This is a genomic window from Elusimicrobium sp. (assembly GCA_015062115.1).
Taxonomy (GTDB): Bacteria; Elusimicrobiota; Elusimicrobia; order Elusimicrobiales; family Elusimicrobiaceae; genus Avelusimicrobium.
Window position 1 is genome coordinate 109,881 of sequence record SUVG01000005.1, and the last position, 17,425, is coordinate 127,305.

At 46.4% G+C, this 17,425-nt stretch carries 19 protein-coding genes and 1 tRNA gene; 6 read left to right on the forward strand and 14 right to left on the reverse strand.

What is annotated here, in order from left to right:
• Positions 1 to 52 precede the first annotated feature (52 nt).
• From E7027_04975 to E7027_05030, 12 genes are all read right to left on the reverse strand, one after another.
• On the reverse strand, positions 53 to 1,486 hold the full coding sequence (locus tag E7027_04975; protein MBE6421465.1) for a hypothetical protein: 1,434 nt from the start codon (positions 1,484 to 1,486) through the stop codon (positions 53 to 55).
• Positions 1,487 to 1,537: 51 nt separating this feature from the next.
• Positions 1,538 to 2,359: a purine-nucleoside phosphorylase gene (locus E7027_04980; GenBank protein ID MBE6421466.1), complete on the reverse strand. Its 822-nt coding sequence runs from the start codon at positions 2,357 to 2,359 to the stop codon at positions 1,538 to 1,540.
• 24 nt (positions 2,360 to 2,383) lie between these two features.
• A complete protein-coding gene (locus tag E7027_04985; protein MBE6421467.1) occupies positions 2,384 to 2,743 on the reverse strand; it encodes a YraN family protein in 360 nt (119 codons plus the stop codon).
• Positions 2,740 to 3,381: a ribonuclease HII gene (locus E7027_04990; GenBank protein ID MBE6421468.1), complete on the reverse strand. Its 642-nt coding sequence runs from the start codon at positions 3,379 to 3,381 to the stop codon at positions 2,740 to 2,742. Before E7027_04990 ends, E7027_04985 begins: the two co-directional genes overlap by 4 nt.
• A 48-nt stretch (positions 3,382 to 3,429) precedes the next feature.
• Positions 3,430 to 4,647: a hypothetical protein gene (locus E7027_04995; GenBank protein MBE6421469.1), complete on the reverse strand. Its 1,218-nt coding sequence runs from the start codon at positions 4,645 to 4,647 to the stop codon at positions 3,430 to 3,432.
• A gap of 143 nt (positions 4,648 to 4,790) precedes the next feature.
• Positions 4,791 to 5,180, reverse strand: a complete 390-nt coding sequence (gene rplS / locus E7027_05000) for a 50S ribosomal protein L19 (GenBank protein MBE6421470.1) — start codon at positions 5,178 to 5,180, stop codon at positions 4,791 to 4,793.
• Between the two features lie 5 nt (positions 5,181 to 5,185).
• Positions 5,186 to 5,902, reverse strand: a complete 717-nt coding sequence (gene trmD / locus E7027_05005; GenBank protein ID MBE6421471.1) for a tRNA (guanosine(37)-N1)-methyltransferase TrmD — start codon at positions 5,900 to 5,902, stop codon at positions 5,186 to 5,188.
• On the reverse strand, positions 5,902 to 6,132 hold the full coding sequence (locus E7027_05010) for a KH domain-containing protein (GenBank protein MBE6421472.1): 231 nt from the start codon (positions 6,130 to 6,132) through the stop codon (positions 5,902 to 5,904). Before E7027_05010 ends, trmD begins: the two co-directional genes overlap by 1 nt.
• A 17-nt stretch (positions 6,133 to 6,149) precedes the next feature.
• On the reverse strand, positions 6,150 to 6,398 hold the full coding sequence (gene rpsP, locus E7027_05015) for a 30S ribosomal protein S16 (GenBank protein MBE6421473.1): 249 nt from the start codon (positions 6,396 to 6,398) through the stop codon (positions 6,150 to 6,152).
• Between the two features lie 47 nt (positions 6,399 to 6,445).
• On the reverse strand, positions 6,446 to 7,123 hold the full coding sequence (rpe, locus tag E7027_05020) for a ribulose-phosphate 3-epimerase (GenBank protein ID MBE6421474.1): 678 nt from the start codon (positions 7,121 to 7,123) through the stop codon (positions 6,446 to 6,448).
• A gap of 14 nt (positions 7,124 to 7,137) precedes the next feature.
• The gene (locus tag E7027_05025) at positions 7,138 to 8,139 is read right to left on the reverse strand and encodes a PASTA domain-containing protein (GenBank protein MBE6421475.1); all 1,002 of its coding nucleotides are present in this window, start codon (positions 8,137 to 8,139) and stop codon (positions 7,138 to 7,140) included.
• Positions 8,139 to 9,095 (reverse strand): methionyl-tRNA formyltransferase, encoded by a 957-nt coding sequence (locus E7027_05030; protein ID MBE6421476.1) that lies wholly within the window; start codon positions 9,093 to 9,095, stop codon positions 8,139 to 8,141. The genes E7027_05025 and E7027_05030 overlap by 1 nt, the downstream gene beginning before the upstream one ends.
• Before the next feature lie 32 nt (positions 9,096 to 9,127).
• On the opposite strand from E7027_05030, the gene E7027_05035 reads away from it, so the two are divergent.
• Positions 9,128 to 10,078 carry a DUF3137 domain-containing protein gene (locus tag E7027_05035; GenBank protein MBE6421477.1) on the forward strand — a complete coding sequence of 317 codons (951 nt, stop codon included), beginning with the start codon at positions 9,128 to 9,130 and terminating at the stop codon, positions 10,076 to 10,078.
• A gap of 233 nt (positions 10,079 to 10,311) precedes the next feature.
• On the opposite strand, the gene E7027_05040 is transcribed toward E7027_05035, so the two are convergent.
• Together E7027_05040 and E7027_05045 are read right to left on the reverse strand one after the other, a co-directional pair.
• Positions 10,312 to 10,396: transfer RNA gene (locus E7027_05040), tRNA-Ser, on the reverse strand.
• 82 nt (positions 10,397 to 10,478) lie between these two features.
• On the reverse strand, positions 10,479 to 11,354 hold the full coding sequence (locus tag E7027_05045; protein ID MBE6421478.1) for an alpha/beta hydrolase: 876 nt from the start codon (positions 11,352 to 11,354) through the stop codon (positions 10,479 to 10,481).
• Positions 11,355 to 11,476: 122 nt separating this feature from the next.
• On the opposite strand from E7027_05045, the gene E7027_05050 reads away from it, so the two are divergent.
• From E7027_05050 to E7027_05070, 5 genes are all read left to right on the forward strand, one after another.
• Positions 11,477 to 12,376: a DUF2157 domain-containing protein gene (locus tag E7027_05050; protein ID MBE6421479.1), complete on the forward strand. Its 900-nt coding sequence runs from the start codon at positions 11,477 to 11,479 to the stop codon at positions 12,374 to 12,376.
• Positions 12,373 to 13,347 carry a DUF4401 domain-containing protein gene (locus E7027_05055; protein MBE6421480.1) on the forward strand — a complete coding sequence of 325 codons (975 nt, stop codon included), beginning with the start codon at positions 12,373 to 12,375 and terminating at the stop codon, positions 13,345 to 13,347. Before E7027_05050 ends, E7027_05055 begins: the two co-directional genes overlap by 4 nt.
• Positions 13,316 to 13,765: a hypothetical protein gene (locus E7027_05060; protein MBE6421481.1), complete on the forward strand. Its 450-nt coding sequence runs from the start codon at positions 13,316 to 13,318 to the stop codon at positions 13,763 to 13,765. The genes E7027_05055 and E7027_05060 overlap by 32 nt, the downstream gene beginning before the upstream one ends.
• Before the next feature lie 13 nt (positions 13,766 to 13,778).
• Positions 13,779 to 14,618: an Mrp/NBP35 family ATP-binding protein gene (locus E7027_05065; protein ID MBE6421482.1), complete on the forward strand. Its 840-nt coding sequence runs from the start codon at positions 13,779 to 13,781 to the stop codon at positions 14,616 to 14,618.
• Between the two features lie 94 nt (positions 14,619 to 14,712).
• Positions 14,713 to 17,355: a hypothetical protein gene (locus E7027_05070; protein ID MBE6421483.1), complete on the forward strand. Its 2,643-nt coding sequence runs from the start codon at positions 14,713 to 14,715 to the stop codon at positions 17,353 to 17,355.
• The last annotated feature ends 70 nt before the right edge of the window (positions 17,356 to 17,425 follow it).

Genomic DNA, 17,425 nt, shown 5'->3' on the forward strand with positions numbered 1-17,425 from the left:
GAAAGCAAATAAAAAAAAGGGCCCCTGCAAAGGGGCCTTTTTTATGGATAAATTATTTATTCTTCGTTTTAAGGATAAACCACATGCACAGGGGATAAAGCGTTAAGAGGGTACATTTGGCGTGCAGAGAATAAGCAGGATAATGTTTGCCTGCGTAGTAACTAAGGACGGCCGTTGCCACACAAACAAAAGCGATAGAGGCCAATTTTTTGTACTCATACGCAATCGGGTACACCTTGTGAGTGAAAATAAACAACGCCGCCGCCATAGAGGCGTAACTCAGCGCTACGGCCCAGCCGGCCCCCACAATACCCATTTTCGGCACCAGCGCGAGGTTGGTGGAGATGCTGACCGCGGCTCCCAAAAGCGTTATCCACATAAGTACGCGTGTTTTTTTGGTAAGCACGGGGCCCACCATAAAGTTGATATAAAGCCCGTAGAAAAAATACCCCGTAAGCACCAACGGAATAACGGATAACCCGCCCCAGTAATCGGGGGAAATAAGATGAAAATTTCCAAATAGGTTGCTTTGGATAATAATGGGCATCAAGAGCGAAAGCCCCAACAAAAACCAACTGGCAAGTGCCGAAAAATAAGAGAGCACTTTGGAAAAAGTATCTTGTGCGTCTGCATCTTTGGCATGGGCCAGGAAAAACGGCCGCCAGGCTTGGTCAAACATGGACACAAGCAACATCATAAATACGCCTATTTTGAAGTTGGCCTGATAAATACCCACCTGTTCCGTACCCACCAGGTGTACCAAAATCGGTTTGTCGATTACACTGACGAGTAAACTGGCCAAACCCGAAGGCACAAACGGCCAAGCAAATGCGAATAATTCTTTTTCCAGTTTCAGGTCAAAGCGGAAGCAAAAGCCTTGTTTTAGTTCTTGCCAAAGTACGGGTGAGAGTAAAATTAAAGAAGCAAGAGAAGCAAAAATGTTCGCCCACAAAATAGAGGCCGGCCCTTTTTTTAGTACCGCAATAAATAAAATGTTTCCCAATACATTGACTACAATAGAGGCCGTCCGCACCCCGGCAAAATACCAGGCACGCCGTTCCAAACGCAGTTTGGTAAAGGGGATCATATTCAGTACATCTAAAAACAAGATAGCGGCGGCCAAGCGGATAAGCCCATAGGACTCTTGCGGCAGGCCGATAAGGGCTGTTACGGGTTTGCTGCAGAAATAGAGGAGTCCTCCCAAGAGAAGTCCGTTTAATAAGACCCCGTAAAAACATTGGCGAAAGACTTTGTTTTTATCCTGCGCCTCGCTTGCAAAACGCAGGTAACTTTGGTCCATGCCGAAAAGAAACACGACACTTAACAGCGCAATCGCCGCGAAAACAGTTGCAATTTCGCCGTATTGGCCGGGGAGCAGATAGTAAGTATAAAACGGAACTAAACAAAAATTGAGCAACCTTGCCAGTACGGTAGAGGTGCCATAAATAAGGGTTTCTTTGCCAAGCCGTTTAATATCTTTTGCCATAAAACGAAAAAAGCCCCGCGCGGTTTTATTCCCGCGCGGGACATATTATTTTTAGATTTTTACAAACAAGGTTTCCAGCATCTTTTTGAATTTGCCTTCAATCTTTTTGCTTTCGCGCACGGTTTGTTCGTGAGAAAGCGGTTCTTTGGCAATGCCGCAACCCATGTTGGTTACCCAGGCAAGGCCCAAAACCAAAATGCCGCAATGGCGGGCTACCAGCACTTCCGGTACGACGGACATACCTACTACCGTGGCACCCCATTTTTTGAACATTTTAATTTCGGCCGGGGTTTCGAAGTTCGGGCCGGTGGTGGCCAAATAAACCCCTTCGCCCGCTACGGCACCGGCTTTTTTAGCCGCAGCCAAAGCGTATTTGCGCATGGTTTTATCGTACGCTTCGGACAAATCGTAGAACATGGGGCCGAAGGCCGGTTCGTGGTTGCCGATTAACGGGTTGGAACCCAGGAAGTTAATGTGGTCTTTTAATACACACACGGAGCCGGGTTTTAATTTCATATCCAAGGAACCGACGGCGGCGGAAACAATCAGTTTTTCTACGCCCAAAAGTTTTAAGGTGCGGATAGAAATGGCCAAATCTTTCATCGGGTGGCCTTCGTAATAGTGAAAGCGGCCTTGCATCACAACAATGTTGCGGCCTTTGTAAACCCCAAAGATTAAGTTGCCGGTATGCCCGGGGACAGTGCTTTGCAAGAAACCGGGAATAGAACTATAGGGAATTTTGATTTCTTTTTCCAGGGGAGGAATAGAGCCCGCCAAACCGGAGCCTGTGATGAGGGCAATTTCGGGTTTGAAATTTTTAGTCTTTTTAAGGATATATGCGGCGGCTTTTTTTACTTGTTGCAGTTGGGTCATAACTTTTCTCCATGGGTTTTTAAGTTACAAAGTCGTCCGTTGCGGTACGAAAGCATTTACGATGTGTTCCGTTTTTCCGGGCAGGACGCATACAACATCAAATCTTATACTATCAAATTTAGAGCCGCTTGCTTTGACATATTGCACCGCGGCGCGCATGATACGCTTTTGTTTGGCGGGGGTAACAGCCGCCAAAGGGCCTCCAAACGCCTCGTAAGCGCGGGCTTTTACTTCCACAAACACAAGCGTTTGTTTATCTTGGCAAATTAAATCGATTTCCCCTTCGGGAGTGGAAAAGTTGCGTGCACGGAGCGTGTATCCTTTTTGGGATAAATAAGCGGCGGCTTGAGTTTCGGCTTCTCGGCCGATTTGGGTTGTTTTCATGGTAAAAATAAAGGAGTCAGTAAGCGCGCCACCGGGCCGAAAGAACGGCGGTGTTCTTGACAGGGGCCCAATTCCGTTAATGCTTTTAAGTGTTTGGCGGTGCCGTATCCTTTGTGTCCGGCAAATCCATAACCGGGGTACAGGGAATCTAAGAGGTTCATATAACGGTCGCGCGTTACTTTGGCAATAATGCTGGCGGCGGCAATAGAAAGGGATTTGGCATCTCCGTCCACAACGGGACATTGTTTTAGGGTAAGGCCGGCGGCGGGGTGCGGCCCGTCAATCAAGGCCACTGCTCCGGGCATATTCAAAAATTTGTAAGCCGCTCGGCGCATTGCCAAAAAAGTGGCCTGCAAGATATTTAAGCGGTCAATTTCTGCCGCAGAAGCAAAGCCGATTCCGTACAGAATACCCGAATTGGTGAGGCGTTCAAAAAGGGCTTCGCGTTTTTTTTCGGTTAATTTTTTGCTGTCATTTACATCTTCAAAAAGGGTTGCTAAAGACGGGGGAATAAAGCATGCTGCCGCCACCACCGGGCCCGCCAGCGGCCCGCGCCCGGCTTCATCTATTCCCAGCAAAAAACTGGTTTCCAAGCGCAGGGCTTCTTTTTTATCAAACTGTATAAGTTCGTTCTTCATGATAATTTATTATACCAATAATTTCAGTCGGCAAACAGCCTTAAACCGTTAGAAAATGGAACGGTACAAAATGGTGACATGGTCGTCCCCCTGGAAGTGTTTTACCGGGTGTTCCAAAAATTTATGATAGAGCCACTTTTTTTGATCCTCTTCTGAAAGTTGGTAAGGAAAATCTTGCGGTAGTTCCATGGGAATAGACAGGTTGAAATGCACCGTTTCTTCCGCTTCTAAGCCCATAATGGTGGTAATGGTAGCGGTGCGGGTTTCGTTGAGGTGAATATGCAGTTTTTCCAAATTGGAATATTCGTGTGCGGTTACACGCAACCAAATGGAGCGGTCTTGATTGTATATAGCAAGTGCTCCCAATTTGTCGTCAAAAACCATCAGTAAGGGAGAGCGTAATTTCTTTCCGTTTAACAGGTAGCGGTATAAGTTGGGCAACAAATCGGCCGGCCCGTCATAGCGATATACGGGGTAGGTCTTTTGCCCGGCCGGGAATTGGCTCTGTACATTTACATGGCGGATAACAGCATTTTCTGCTTGGCCCGGGTCCATTTTTCGTTCAAAGGAAAAAACCAAATCGTTGGGGGAAAAGTTGTCCGGCGCTAAGTATTTCACATCGCGCAGGTAACGCATTCTCATGCCTACCTTGGGGATATTGGGGGCAAACACGGCACGGAAATTATCGCGGTTCATGGAAAGAAAACGCATACGCTTGATGAGGGCATATTCCAAATCGCGGTTGTTGGCCTTGGATACGGTTTCGAATAATTGGCGTAAGTGAGGGGTAAGAACTCTAAAATGTTGATGATAATAGGCCAAGGCAAAAATTTCAAAAAAGTCGTGGCGGCCGTATTGGTCTTGCAAGTTCCATACTTTTTTAAGAGCCCCCAGCACATCATGTTCATCTTCTAAGATAGATTGGATTTTTTCGTATTTGTTAAAAGTAATACGCAGTTTTTTATTTTTGGCTTTTTTAACACGGGCAAAAGTTTCTTGGTATTGAGGCGTTTGCGGTAAGGAAACCGGTTTTAAGTTGGTTTGCGGCAAAGTTATGGGGGCTGTTATAGCGGCGGTTCCTAACAAAGCAACGGAAGGCGGAACCAAAACTTGTATTTGAGATATTTTAGGAATTCGGGCGGCTTTGGAGGCTTTTTTAAGAAAATGTCTGCCTTTGGGCAACTTGCCGGCTACGGCTTGTACAGGCTGGAGCACCGCCGAGGTAAAAAGAATCACACCACACAGGAAGAAAACCAGTTTTCTCATATAGTTAGCATACTAATAATGGAGGCAGAAAAACAAGGGACAAAAGACCTAGGCCCTGTTTGGGCCCCTCAAAAGGGTAAAACAAAACCCCGCGGGACTAGTAACCGCGGGGTTTTGAATCGGAGTTCGTTATCAAATGATAACTATTTCGCCTCTTCCACAGCCGGGGCCGCGGTTTCAGCGGTTTTGGCTACGGGTTTTTTGATTTCCTGCAAGCGGGCGGCTTTACCGGAGAGTTTGGTTAAGTAGTTGAGTTTGGCTCTTCTTACTTTGCCGATCTTGAGGACTTCAATGCTGTCCACGCGGGGGGAGTGGAGCGGGAAAATGCGTTCCACACCGACGCCGAACGAAATTTTGCGAACGGTGAACGTTTCGCTGATGCCGGAACCTCTGCGGGCGATTACTACGCCGTCAAAGGCTTGGATTCTTTCGTTGTCACCTTCGACAACTTTTACTTTTACTCTTACCGTATCACCGGCTTTGAAAGTCGGGATATTGGTTTTGAGATTGTGTTTAATATCGTTGATATTCATAAAACTTACTTCCTCCGAATCGTTTTCTTTTGGACCTTTTTTGGCTTTAGAGAGGCGGTTTCAAGCAAATCGGGTCTTAACTGTTTGGTTAATTGTAAAGATTGTTCGCGTTTCCACGCTTCTATTTCTTTGTGGTTTCCGTTGAGTAGCACCTGCGGAACCCTGCGGCCGCGCCATACTTCCGGGCGTGTATATTGCGGGGCTTCCAGCAAATTATCCTCAAACGACTCCGAACTCGTTACGCCTTCTTTCTTAAAAGTTCCTTTTTGAAGTCTGGTAATGGCATCTATCATAGTGCAAGCGGCGAGTTCTCCGCCTGTTAAAATGAAGTTGCCTAAAGAAACTTCCAAATCCACCTCGGGATAAATCCGTGCGTCAATTCCTTCATAATGCCCGCACACAAAAATGAGGTGGCGCTTTTTGGCTAACTTTTTTGCCAGTTCCTGGTTAAAAGTCTGCCCGCGCGGGCTGGTTAAAATGACGAACGAAGTTTTTTTGCGTAACTTGTTAATCGCCTGGTACAGCGGCTCGGCTTTCATTAACATTCCGGGCCCGCCGCCGTAAGGGCGGTCGTCGATGGTTTTGTGCTTATCCTCGGTAAACTGCCGAGGGCTCAGCGTTGCCAACTTAATTATCCCCGCTTTGCGCGCGCGCCCGACAATGCTGTGGGAAAGCGTGCTTTCAACCATTTCTTCAAACGCGGTGATAACGTCTATTTTCATTAGTCTTCCAACTTTAGGGTAACTTTTTTGTCTTGCTTGGCGGCGGCTGCATTTAACACCGTGCGAACTGCCTTGATGATGCATCCGTCTTTGCCAATGATTTTACCTTTATCAGCGGTGTCCACTTTGGTGGACAGGTAAACTTTGTTCTGCTCAATCCTTTCTTCCACAACCACATTATCCGGGGTAGAAGAAAGCGATTTCAAAAGCAGCGTTGCAAGTTCTTTCATAACGTGCCTTGCCGCGTTTATTTAGCGCTGGCTTTTTTGATCAAACTGGCTACGGTTTCAGAGGGTTTGGCACCCACTTTCATCCAATATTCCACTCTGGGCATGTCGAGTTTAACTTGTTCGGCGGCATTGGGGTTGCAGGGGTGATAGATACCCAAAACTTCTTTGGCTGCGTTGCCTACCGCGCAAGATTTTTCAATCGCTACAACTCTGTACTGCGGAAGGCTTTTTTTGCCGACTCTCTGTAATCTGATAACTACTGCCATTTATGACTCTCCTTATTATGCTTTTGCTTGTTGCAAAAGACTGATAATTAAATGTCCGGGGCCGCCTGTCTGATTTGCTTGAGGGCCAATACAGGGTCCGCGGCTTTGAAAATTGCATTTCCGGCGACTAACGCATCTGCTCCCGCGCCAATGGCTAACGGAGCCGTTTGGGCGTTAATGCCGCCGTCCACTTCCAGCCAAATTGCTTTGCCGGAACGGTTTATAATTTCGCGTACCCGGCGGATTTGTTCGGGGGATGAAGGCAAAAAGGCCTGTCCGCCAAATCCGGGATATACGCTCATCACAAGTATTAAATCTAACTTACCCAACCACGGGGTAATCAGTTCCGGGTCGGTATCGGGTTTAATGGAAAGACCCGCTTTTACACCTAAACTTTTAATTTTCTTAAAAGATTCGGCCAAATCGTCTTTTGCTTCTATGTGTACGGTTAATAAATCCGCACCCGCTTTGGCAAAAGGCTCAATAAAAAGAAGCGGTTTTTCCACCATTAAGTGTACATCTAAAGGTAAACTTGTTTTTCCGTTCAAAGAACTTACTAACGACGGGCCGAAACTTAAATTCGGTACAAAATGCCCGTCCATAATGTCCACATGCAACCAATCTGCACCCGCGTCTTCCACACGCTTTACTTCTTCACCTAAACGGAACAAGTCCGCAGACAATATGGAAGGCGCAATAGATATTTTACCATTTACAGGGGGCATTTTGGAAGGGGGTATCACAAAACCTCCCGCTCGCGGACTAAAATACCGTCTGTAAACACACGCACCGTGGCTTTGCCGGAATAAGGAATTTCCAGGTCAATTTTGGAGCCGGGTTGCTTGGTTTCGTTCAAAATTTCATTTTCACCGGTTTCATCTTCCAGCACTACGCGCACGCGGCTGGCGTTTTTGCCTTGGGGCATTTCGTAGTGCAAATGATAGGTTTTTTCGTTATCGGCAACTTCGCGGCGGCTGACAATCACTTCCACATTGGTTCCGGGGGCGATTTGTGTATCGGCCGCAGGGCGTTGTTCGGCAATAGTGCCGTTGGGGAAGACGGAATCTTTATCTTCCCGAATAATTAAATTGATATTTTGGGAACTGGCCCACAAGGTGGCAACTGCTAATTTTTTGCTCTTAAAGTTAGGTACCAATACTACACTGGACGGCGGGGCCCCGTTGGAAAGAGTTAAAGATACTTTTTCTCCCTTTTGAACCATGCTGTCGGCTTTGGGGGTTTGCGCCACGATTAAGCCTTTTTCGTAAGTAAGGGAATAGGCATTTTCTACTTTGTCCACGAGAAGACCCGCTTGGCGAACGGCCAACTGCGCGGCGCGCAAATCGGTACCTACCGTGTTGGGAACAAATACCATTTCGTCCCCTTGGCTGATCCACACGCGAATTACGCGTCCTTCGCGCACGGTGGAACCGGCGGAAGGAATTTGGCGAAGTACGGAACCGGGGGGAACATCTTGGGCGTATTCGATACCTGCTTGTTTAAGGGCCAAGTTTTGGGCGGCCAACATATCCAAGGCTTGGGTAATGGGTTTTTTGGTAATGTCGGGGACGGTAACTTCTTTGCGGGTATGTACGAGCGCACCGAACACCCAATCAATGGACACAAAAATAAGAGCCGCAAAAAAAGCCGCAATCACCCCGGCAACAATCCATTTGGTGCGGCCGGATTTTTTGGGCTTGTTTAAGAAATCATCAAAATTTTGTTGGTTATCAGTAGGCATTATTCTACGAATGCTCCGTCGTTAGATTTCACTCCGTACCCGTTTGCAAAGGCTTCTGCAGGCATGGGCTTTTTGCCTGCGGGCTGTACTTCTTTTAACCACAGGCTTCCTTCTTTACATTTTACTAAAATTCCATTTCCGCGTTCAATGTTAAGCACCGTTCCGGGCAAAGCCGAAGAGGCGGTGTTTCCCGCAGAGAGTTGGGTGGAAATTAACTGTAACAAATCGTTTTTTCCGTTTTTGGTAAACGGAATTTTCGGTTTAGGGCCGCAGGCAAGGCCGCGCACTTTATTGTGCAGTTGCGTAGCGGTTAATTCCGCCGGGCGCAAAACGGCCTCCTCCTTGGATATCATCGGCGCTAAAGTGGGTTCGCCTGTTTGGGGAACACGCGGTAAATCGCCGTTTTCGGCGCGGGTAATGGTTTCGCGTAAGGCATCAACTCCCAAAGGAATTAACTTTTCAAAAAGGGTTTTGGCATTATCTTGCGGTTCAATGGCGGTTTCTTTTTGCAAGAACAACGGGCCGTCGTCCATGCCTTCACAAATCCAAAAAGTAGAAACCCCCGTTTGGGTATAACCTTGGATAAGAGCCTGCTGCACGGGGGCGGCGCCGCGCAAATGCGGTAACAACGAAAAGTGCACATTGATTAGTCCCAATTTAGGAAGAGCCAAAAAGTTAGGGCGGAAAATTTTTCCGTAAGCCACCACAATTCCTAAATCAAAAGGAACGGCGGAAATTTGGTCAAAACTGTCTTTTAATTTTTCGGGAGACAAAACAGAAAGGCCCAATTCCAACGCACGTTTTTTAACGGGGCAGGGGGATATTTCCATGCCGCGTCCGCGCGGTTTATCGGCCTGGGTAACCACCAATTGGATATCGGTTAATTGGTGGGTAAGTTCTAAATAGGGAACGGAAATATCGGGGGTTCCAAAAAAAATTGTTTTAAGTTTTGCCATTATTTATATTTTAGCAAATTGTAAAAAATAGTATGATAATGAAAGAATACCGAGAGGGACATAAAGACATGGACGAATTAAAAAATCAATTTGAAAAAGACTACCAAGATTTCAAAACCCATATCCACACCACCCTACAGCCGGAGATGAAAAAAATATATCAGCCGCTAGATTGGAATATGATTTGTATTCTCCTCTTTATCATCATGGGGTTGGGGTGGGTGAGTTTTGCTTTTTTTGATGGAAAAGAATTGTTAAAGAATGTAGGGCTTCCTTGTGTTTTTGTAATAGTCTTTTTACTTTTTAAGTCGTCCAAAATGGGGAAGGATATAACCGATTTTTCTTGGCAAAAAATTACCGAGTATTTGGGCCTTCAACTGGTTAAAGATGATATTCATTTCCCGGAAGGAATGCACCTGGCGTGGCGGGTAGGGTTATGCGAGGTTTCCAATCATCAATCCTATCGTATGATAGGAAAACAAAACGGTGTAACGGTGCAAATTGTTCGTTTTTTTGTCCCTTTGCAGAATAGCGAGAAGTCACCTAAAGAAAAAGCGGGTTTCTTGGTAATGATGGATATGGAAAAAAACTATCCGGGCACCACGCTGTTGGTTTCGGATTCTCTATCCGCTAAGTGGAAGGGAAGTTTCGCCGGTTTGCAACGCGTGAAATTGGAATGGTTGGCCTTTGAAGAGAAATTTGATTTATTTTGCGACCAAGAGCGTGCGGTACGCAAAATTTTTACGCCGGATGTGATGACCGCTATTTATGATTTTGCTGAGAAGTTTGCCCCGGTGTCGGATTCGTTTTTTGCCTTTTCGGAAGGGAAAATATGTTTTTGTTGTGAAACATTAAGTTCTTCTTTAAGCATTTTTGAAAATACAGCCGAAAAAGAATGGGAAGAGTTGTTTGTCAGCCTGTGGTTTTTAAGCCACTTACCGGCGTTTTTGCACTACAAGTTAGTAGCCAAAGAACAAAAGTAAAATTAAAAACCCCGCTGTAAGCGGGGTTAAATTCAACGGAGAGGGAGGGATTTGCCTTCCGGTAAAATTCCTGACGGAATTTTCCTGCAGGCCGGGCTCGCGGTACTCGCCTTTGCCTAACGGCAAAACTCGTACAACGCTCCGCCTTTCAAATCCCTACGCCACACAAAGCAGTTTGTATGGCTCCAACCGTTAAAATAAAAAGGCCCCCTCGCGGGAGCCTTTAAATTCAACGGAGAGGGAGGGATTTGAACCCTCGAAACCTTGCGGTTTACAGGTTTTCGAGACCTGCTGTTTCAACCACTCACACACCTCTCCAAATTGCGCTCGGGCCGAGTGGCGAACCACTAAACGCCTATACATATTATATCAAACTTTTTTGCTTGCTGTCGCAGGATGGTCAGGCGGGGTTTTGTGTTTGCGGTTGCGTTTCCTGCGGCGTATTTAAGGACTCGATAAAAATATGAGCCGAGGGGATAAGCCAATCAAAACTGTGGTGCACACCCGTAAGCGACATAAACTTTGCCGTTCCCAAAGGGGCTTTGGCGGCTAAATCGCGACTCATAGTCCAAGGAATAGTGGCATCTTGTTGGGAATAGCCTACCAAAATAGGTGCGCGTACTTTTTGGATTAAACTTACATTGTCAAAAGTTTTGTTCCAAAGCAACGGTTTGAGAAAGAGAACGATAATCTTACGGCCGGGGGAATTGTGGTCGTGCTTACGGGCCAATACGTAGTAACCCATTTCCGTCATGTTGGTAAACGGACTTTGCAAGATAAGCGATTTGATGGGAAGTTTGGAAAATTGCGCGGCTACATGTAAGGCTGGGGTAGCCCCTAACGAAAACCCCCACAGGACAATTTGTTTCGGTAAAAGTTTTAAGTCCGTCATCATATAAGAAAACGAAGCCGCGGCATCGTCTTTCATATTTTTTTCGCTGGGTCTTCCTTTACTTTTACCAAAACCGCGGTAATCGGGCATTAAAACCCCATAGCCTTCTTTGTTTAAGTCCAGTGCGAAGTCCTGAAAATCATAGGCGTTGTGTTTTTGGCCGTGAAGAAACAGCACCGTCGGTTTGTTTTCTTTAGCGGACAGGTACAGGGCATAGAGTTTTTCGCCGTTACGGGCCGGAAAAGAAATTTCCTGAAAAGACGGTTTCAAATTATAAACTTGGCGGTTCGGCTGAAAAATAAAAAAGTCACTGGCGTGGTCTAAAAACAAAGCCCAACCGATCAGTAACAGCACAAGCACTAAAGTGGGAATATATTTTCGCATAAGAACCTCTTGCGATATAGTAGCAAAAAAGATGATTTTACGAAAGAGTTTTGTAAAAGAATTTTTTGAGGCGGCCCTTATGAGTGATAAGGCGCGGAATAGATTTTGGTATAATCGGGTATATGATAAACAAAAAAGTATTGGATAATTTTTTAGAGCATGGTTTTATAAGTAAACCCGATTACGAACGCGCTTTGTCTGTTCTTCCGCGGGAAAATCCAAAGGATTGGGCCCTTCGCCGCCTGTTAGGGGTGGGAAGCGGCCTCTTTTTAGCGGGGATCGTTTGTTTTTTTGCATACAACTGGAAAGAGATAGGGGTGTCCCTGAGGTTGGGTCTTCCGTTATTGGGAATGTTTCTCTGTGCATTAGGGGGGTGGAAGTTTCGCCCCGAGACCCCCGTAGGGGCGGCTTTTTGTGTGGCAACCGGGGTATTTGCCGGTACCTTTATGGCGGGATACGGACAAGAGTTCCAAACAGGTGCTTTTGTTTATGAACTTTTTTCTTCTTGGACAATTATTTTAGCGGTGTTGGCTCTTATCAGCCAAGTACGCTGGTTGTGGCTGATGGCGTTTTATGCTTTCGCTGTTTATTTGGAAACAAAATATTCGCTGGCGGCTGAATTTTACGGCATGGTAGGGTGTGGTTTGGCTGCGTGGGCCGTTTGCGAAATGATGATATACAAAAAGGTGTGGCCCGCCTCTTTTAGAAATTGGTTTTTTATTCCCTTCTTTGCTTATTTATTAATTCATTCTTTCCTTCTGTTTGAGGCGTATAATACGATTAAATTTTGGGTAATGCCGCTACTGGCTTTACTTGGGATTGTTCTTTCGCTTAAAATGCTTAAGTCTGCTTCTCTTTTATGTACCAGTGTACTTGTGTTAACGATATTTTTGAATGTGGAATTGTTCAAAAAAATGACCTTTGACCACATTTTATCTTACGGATATGCCTCGGCTTTTATCTTTGCTTGGGCCGGATTGGCAGCTTGGAGAGGGGTACAATATATTAGGGGGAAGAAATGACCGAACAAGAATTATTAAACCAAGTTCCCGCCGAAAAGAAAGAAGAGGCAAAGGCCCTTCTGCACAGTCGTTCGTTAAGTGTACATATCGGGATACAAATTATTTTGTTTGTAGGGGCTTTTTTATCTTCAGCTGTATGTGTGTTGGGAACCTGGCTGATAGGGGGAATGGATTCTATGTTGCTATGGGGCCTCTGTTGGACGGGTTTTGGTTACTGGTTGTTGAGGTTGGGGAAACAACATGGCGATATCGCCTATGTATTTGTGGAGTATTTGGGACTGATTTTAAGCATAGGCGGTCGTGCGGTTATACTGATATTGTTGACGGAAAATATATCCAATCCGGTTGTCGAGGCTTTGTGTGTAACGGCTGTAGCGGCAATCAGTTATCCTTTCTTTACCCATAAATTGGACCGCTTTATTTTTTCGGCCATATCGTTGTTTGTTTGGACAGAAGTTTTGCATGAAGAACGGCTTGTGTCCAACTCTTACTTTGGGTTTATTTCGTTGGTTTTGGTGTCGGCGTCCGGTTGGTTTTTTGCTACCCGTAAAGTTGTTTTGCGTCCCTTGGCGTATGCTTTATTGGGGATAGGTTTGAGTAATTGTATTCCGGGAATGCCCGGCGAAATATGGCACGGCCTTGTACGGGTGTTGGCGGCCGGAAGTGTGGCTTTTGGCATTTCCCGTTTGCCTGTTAAATTTGTGGAAAAACTATTGCTTTGTCTTTTGACGGCGGTATTGGCTTGTTGTCTAAACGCCCTTTCTTTCTTGGGAATTGTTGTTTGCGTGGCGGGGTATTTATTGCGTGAAAAAATTGCGGAATGGTTGGGAATGGCTGCGTTTTGCGCAGGTCTTTGGTTTTTGTATTTTAGTCTATCCGGAACACTGCTGTATAAGTCGGGTTGTTTAGTCGGGAGCGGGTTGGTGGTGTTGGCCCTTTATGCTTATATGCGGAGGAAATATGCGCGGTAAAATTTTCTTTTTTGTAACGCTATGTATGATAGCCCTTTTGGCGGGACAAGCGTATCATACTTTTTGGGTAAGAGAAAAATCTCCCATGGTGTATGCGGAAATGGCGCCTGTTGATCCTCGTGCGCTTCTGTTTGGCGACTATATGGAAGTGGGGTATGCTTTTGAAGGGCCAAGTGATAAAAAAGACGCGGTTCTCTATTTGAACGAAAGAAATATTTTGCAACAAAAAGAAACTGCCGGCGAAAAGTTTTTAGTAAAATTTGAACAAGGGCGTTATCGTATTCCGCACCAATACTTTTTTCAGGAAGGACACGCACAAAAGTACGAAAATGCCCGTTATGCCGCTCTAAAGAAAATAGGAAAAAATACTTTTTCTTTAGTGGGTCTTACCGATGAAAATTTGAATTTAATAGATTAGGAGTTTTATTTTTATGAGCGAAAATTGTTCCCATGATTGCAGTTCTTGCAGTGCCAATTGTTCCAGCCGTAAACCGGGAGAAATGCCCAAAGACAAACCGCATTTGTTAAGCCGTATTAAACATGTAATCGGTGTAGTAAGCGGGAAAGGGGGCGTCGGTAAAAGTTTGGTGACGGGCCTTTTGGCCAGCGAAATGACCCGCCGCGGTTTTTCCTGCGGGGTATTAGATGCCGATATCACAGGCCCTTCCGTTCCCAAAATGTTTGGTATCCGCGAACGGGCCGGCGGCGACCAGGACGGTATTTACCCTGTTTCCAGTCAGCAAGGCGTGCAAGTAATGTCGCTTAATCTGCTGTTAGAAAATGAAACGGACCCCGTCATTTGGCGCGGAGCGTTAATCACGGGAACGGTCAAACAGTTTTGGACAGATGTTATTTGGAAAGATGTAGATTATTTGTTTATTGATATGCCCCCCGGTACGGGTGATGTTACATTGACGGTCTTTCAATCGTTACCCATTGACGGGATTGTAATTGTTTCCACCCCGCAAGATTTGGTGCAAATGATTGTAGGTAAAGCCGTCAAAATGGCTCAAATGATGAATGTGCCCGTTTTGGGGCTTGTGGAAAACATGAGTTACCTTAAATGCACGGAGTGCGGGAAGGAACTGCCTTTATTCGGTAAAAGCAAAGCCGAAGAAATGGGCAAGAATTTTAACCTTTCCCCGGTGGTGCGTTTGCCGCTTAATCCGTCCGTAGCCGCCGCGGTGGACGACGGGCGCATTGAGTTCGTGCGCGAAGAAGCCCTCTACCCGCTTGCCGATAAACTGGCCGGTTTGGAAAAAGATAATTAACAAATAGGCCCATTGGCACCTTGATAAGTAGGCCCAAAGGCCCTTGTTAAAAAAGGAGAATTATTAAATAATAAAAGGAAGGAGTTTTGTGTCTATGAATAAAAATTTTCTTTTCTTTTTATTGTTGTTGTCGGTAGTACTTCCGGCGCAGGCCCAACCCATTAAAGGGGCTGGGCAGGTGGTTAAAGGCCTGACGGGGGAAGGCTTGGAAAAAGCCTTAAGTTCTTACATGCATGCTCCCGGCATGGCAGGGAAAGTGGCCCAAACGCAAGTTGCCCAACTGCACCAGCGTGTGTTGGCGGCTTCCAAAGCGGCTTTTGCCACTCCGTTTTCTCCGGCGGAAATTCGGCGTTTAACGGCCATAAAGGCCGGTTCTCCGCGTTTGGTTGCTTCTATTTTTTCGGCTCCTTCCAACGAAATGGTTTCGTTGCTTCGCCATGAATTTTTAACACTGACCGGGGTACAAAAGGTATCGGTTTCCGTAGAACAAAGCCAACTGGCCTTGCATTTGTTCCGCCGCGGGTTAATCATTAACACCAATGCTTTTTCACACCTTGTTTCTTATACTTCCGTTGCTGAATTGGAACAAGCCATCAAGACGGGGAAAGAATTGTATGGGCCGTCTGCTTTGCAAGCCTTTGCCGATGTGAGTGCTTTGGGGGCTTTTGGCAACGCGCAAGATGTGAATCTCCTTTTGTCTTTTTACAAGGCAGCCGCCCAAACGGTATTGGAGCCGGTGGCTTTTCAATCGGTGCATCGGGCGCTGTTGGCCATAGGCGAAAACAAAGCGGCCGGGGAATTAGCGGCCCGCGCGGGAAAAGTAAACCCGGGCGATGAAGAAATTTTTGCTTCTTTGCTTGCTAACACCAGCCCCATGACGGCAATTCACGCTCAATTTACGCCCGAAGCGACGGAAACTTATTTGAACTATGTAAAACAAGCCCGCGCCTCGGTAGTAGCGGCGGTGGTTGCCGAAAAGCCTGCCGAGGTATCTGCTACCCAGAAAGGTGCTATCCCCGACGAAGTAAACCCCTTTAGCGGGCTTACCTTAGATTTGCCTTCTATCGATTTGTCCTTAAAACCCCAAGAAGGATTAGTGGAAAGAAAAGCCCCTGCCGTGGAAGAAACCCCGGTAGTGGAAGGCGATTATTCCCCGGTGGTACCCGTGTTGGAACGCAAACCTTCCCGCGGGGCGGTTTCGCATCGTTATCCTTCCGGTTTACAGGACGAAGAATACATCATCAGCAACTGGTTGGAATACTTCAAAAACGGCTACTTCCGCCCGCGCGACCAAATCGAAGCCATCAGCGGTATGAGTGCGGCTAAAGCCAATAACTTGATGGAATACCTCTATTATATGCCGTTGGAAGAAGCCGAGCGCTTGATTTTGGAACCGCTTAAAACTCAAGGCCGCCTGCCGGACTTTATGTACGATGCGCGCTTGATTGAAGGAACGGTTCGTTTGCCTGCCGGATATTACAAAAACAAATTTAACGAAAATGTGAAACGCTTTGTGGAATTAGCCGAAGAAGAAGGCTCCGCTTTCCTGCACTATGCGGAACTGAAAGATTTGGCTATTGCCATGGAAGATTATTCTTTTGAGCAGGGTTTCCGTTATCCTAATGATCCTGCTATGGCTGCCGCCTTGCGCCGAAACTGGAAAGAGTTGGTAACGGAAATTCAAAACTCCGGCTACAATATGAATCGCGCCAAAATCAACGAACTTTGGCAAAAACCCGTCAATCTTACAAACGGCAAAACGGTCAGCCTGCGTGAATATTTTACGCAAACGCGTCCCACCGCCTTCTTTAAGGAAGGCCGTATGCCCGAGTTTTACTTGAACAGCAAAAAATGGGTATCGTGGGAAAACGAACGCCGCAACTTGGCCGCGCAAGAATATATCGCTCAGGAAAATGTCGCTCCCCGCAGTTGGTTGGAACGCGTGCAAGATTTCTTTGTGTTGGGAAACCGCGATAAATACTTAACTCTTTCCCAATTCGGCGATATTATGGCCGCCCAATACAGAAAAACCTTCGGCGGTTTTCTGTCTTCCGCCCCGCAAGGGGGAGATATGCTGGCTGAACCGGAAGGGGAAAAACCGGAAAGTTTGCAGGTTCGCGTGAATAATTTTGATAAAGTCGGCGGTGTGTGCCAAGCCTCGTTCGGGGACGGCGGTTATATGGGCCGTGTGGAAGCCGGGTATGACGGCACCTCTTTAGTAAACCGTTTTGAACTGGTTACGCACGAGCATGTTCCGGTGGTAACTTTCGATTTCCCCAGCCTTACGCCGCGCGTGGTAACATTGGCCAGCGTGCCGTATGTGAAGGATATTAAAAAACCCGAAGTGGATAAATTGCGCGCCAGCACCATGGTGGGTGACGGGTTGGATCCTACACGCGACTTGCTCAGCGTGGAACAAGCCGAAGTGGCCGTGTTGAAAGTGCCGCATTTGAAGGCTACCATTTATCCGCACAGCCGTTTGCCCGGTTGGAATCTCCCTCAGTATTTAACGGGTGGCGGGCTTGGAGCGTACCTCTCGTTATTCACGCCGGATTTCTACCCGATTAAAACAGTTAAACGCTTGCGTAAGGTGGACGGCAAATGGCAACTTGTTCCGGAATATTTTATCCGTAAAGAAGTGCCTACTTTGTCCGGCTTTATTCACCGCGATCACCTGACATTTACCGAACAGGTACAAGATCGGATTGAAACGCCCGCTACTCCCGAGAAAAAATAAAACAGACTTCTTTGATAAAATATCCCCGCTTCAGCGGGGATATTTTTTTGTGTTCCTCTTCATTTTTCAT

What these genes read in the sequence shown, in the direction of transcription:
- E7027_04975 (MBE6421465.1), bottom strand. Translation starts at nt 1,486, where the DNA reads ATGGCAAAAGATATTAAACGGCTTGGCAAAGAAACCCTTATTTATGGC.
- E7027_04980 (MBE6421466.1), bottom strand. Translation starts at nt 2,359, where the DNA reads ATGACCCAACTGCAACAAGTAAAAAAAGCCGCCGCATATATCCTTAAA.
- E7027_04985 (MBE6421467.1), bottom strand. Translation starts at nt 2,743, where the DNA reads ATGAAAACAACCCAAATCGGCCGAGAAGCCGAAACTCAAGCCGCCGCT.
- E7027_04990 (MBE6421468.1), bottom strand. Translation starts at nt 3,381, where the DNA reads ATGAAGAACGAACTTATACAGTTTGATAAAAAAGAAGCCCTGCGCTTG.
- E7027_04995 (MBE6421469.1), bottom strand. Translation starts at nt 4,647, where the DNA reads ATGAGAAAACTGGTTTTCTTCCTGTGTGGTGTGATTCTTTTTACCTCG.
- rplS (MBE6421470.1), bottom strand. Translation starts at nt 5,180, where the DNA reads ATGAATATCAACGATATTAAACACAATCTCAAAACCAATATCCCGACT.
- trmD (MBE6421471.1), bottom strand. Translation starts at nt 5,902, where the DNA reads ATGAAAATAGACGTTATCACCGCGTTTGAAGAAATGGTTGAAAGCACG.
- E7027_05010 (MBE6421472.1), bottom strand. Translation starts at nt 6,132, where the DNA reads ATGAAAGAACTTGCAACGCTGCTTTTGAAATCGCTTTCTTCTACCCCG.
- rpsP (MBE6421473.1), bottom strand. Translation starts at nt 6,398, where the DNA reads ATGGCAGTAGTTATCAGATTACAGAGAGTCGGCAAAAAAAGCCTTCCG.
- rpe (MBE6421474.1), bottom strand. Translation starts at nt 7,123, where the DNA reads ATGCCCCCTGTAAATGGTAAAATATCTATTGCGCCTTCCATATTGTCT.
- E7027_05025 (MBE6421475.1), bottom strand. Translation starts at nt 8,139, where the DNA reads ATGCCTACTGATAACCAACAAAATTTTGATGATTTCTTAAACAAGCCC.
- E7027_05030 (MBE6421476.1), bottom strand. Translation starts at nt 9,095, where the DNA reads ATGGCAAAACTTAAAACAATTTTTTTTGGAACCCCCGATATTTCCGTT.
- E7027_05035 (MBE6421477.1), top strand. Translation starts at nt 9,128, where the DNA reads ATGATAATGAAAGAATACCGAGAGGGACATAAAGACATGGACGAATTA.
- E7027_05045 (MBE6421478.1), bottom strand. Translation starts at nt 11,354, where the DNA reads ATGCGAAAATATATTCCCACTTTAGTGCTTGTGCTGTTACTGATCGGT.
- E7027_05050 (MBE6421479.1), top strand. Translation starts at nt 11,477, where the DNA reads ATGATAAACAAAAAAGTATTGGATAATTTTTTAGAGCATGGTTTTATA.
- E7027_05055 (MBE6421480.1), top strand. Translation starts at nt 12,373, where the DNA reads ATGACCGAACAAGAATTATTAAACCAAGTTCCCGCCGAAAAGAAAGAA.
- E7027_05060 (MBE6421481.1), top strand. Translation starts at nt 13,316, where the DNA reads ATGCTTATATGCGGAGGAAATATGCGCGGTAAAATTTTCTTTTTTGTA.
- E7027_05065 (MBE6421482.1), top strand. Translation starts at nt 13,779, where the DNA reads ATGAGCGAAAATTGTTCCCATGATTGCAGTTCTTGCAGTGCCAATTGT.
- E7027_05070 (MBE6421483.1), top strand. Translation starts at nt 14,713, where the DNA reads ATGAATAAAAATTTTCTTTTCTTTTTATTGTTGTTGTCGGTAGTACTT.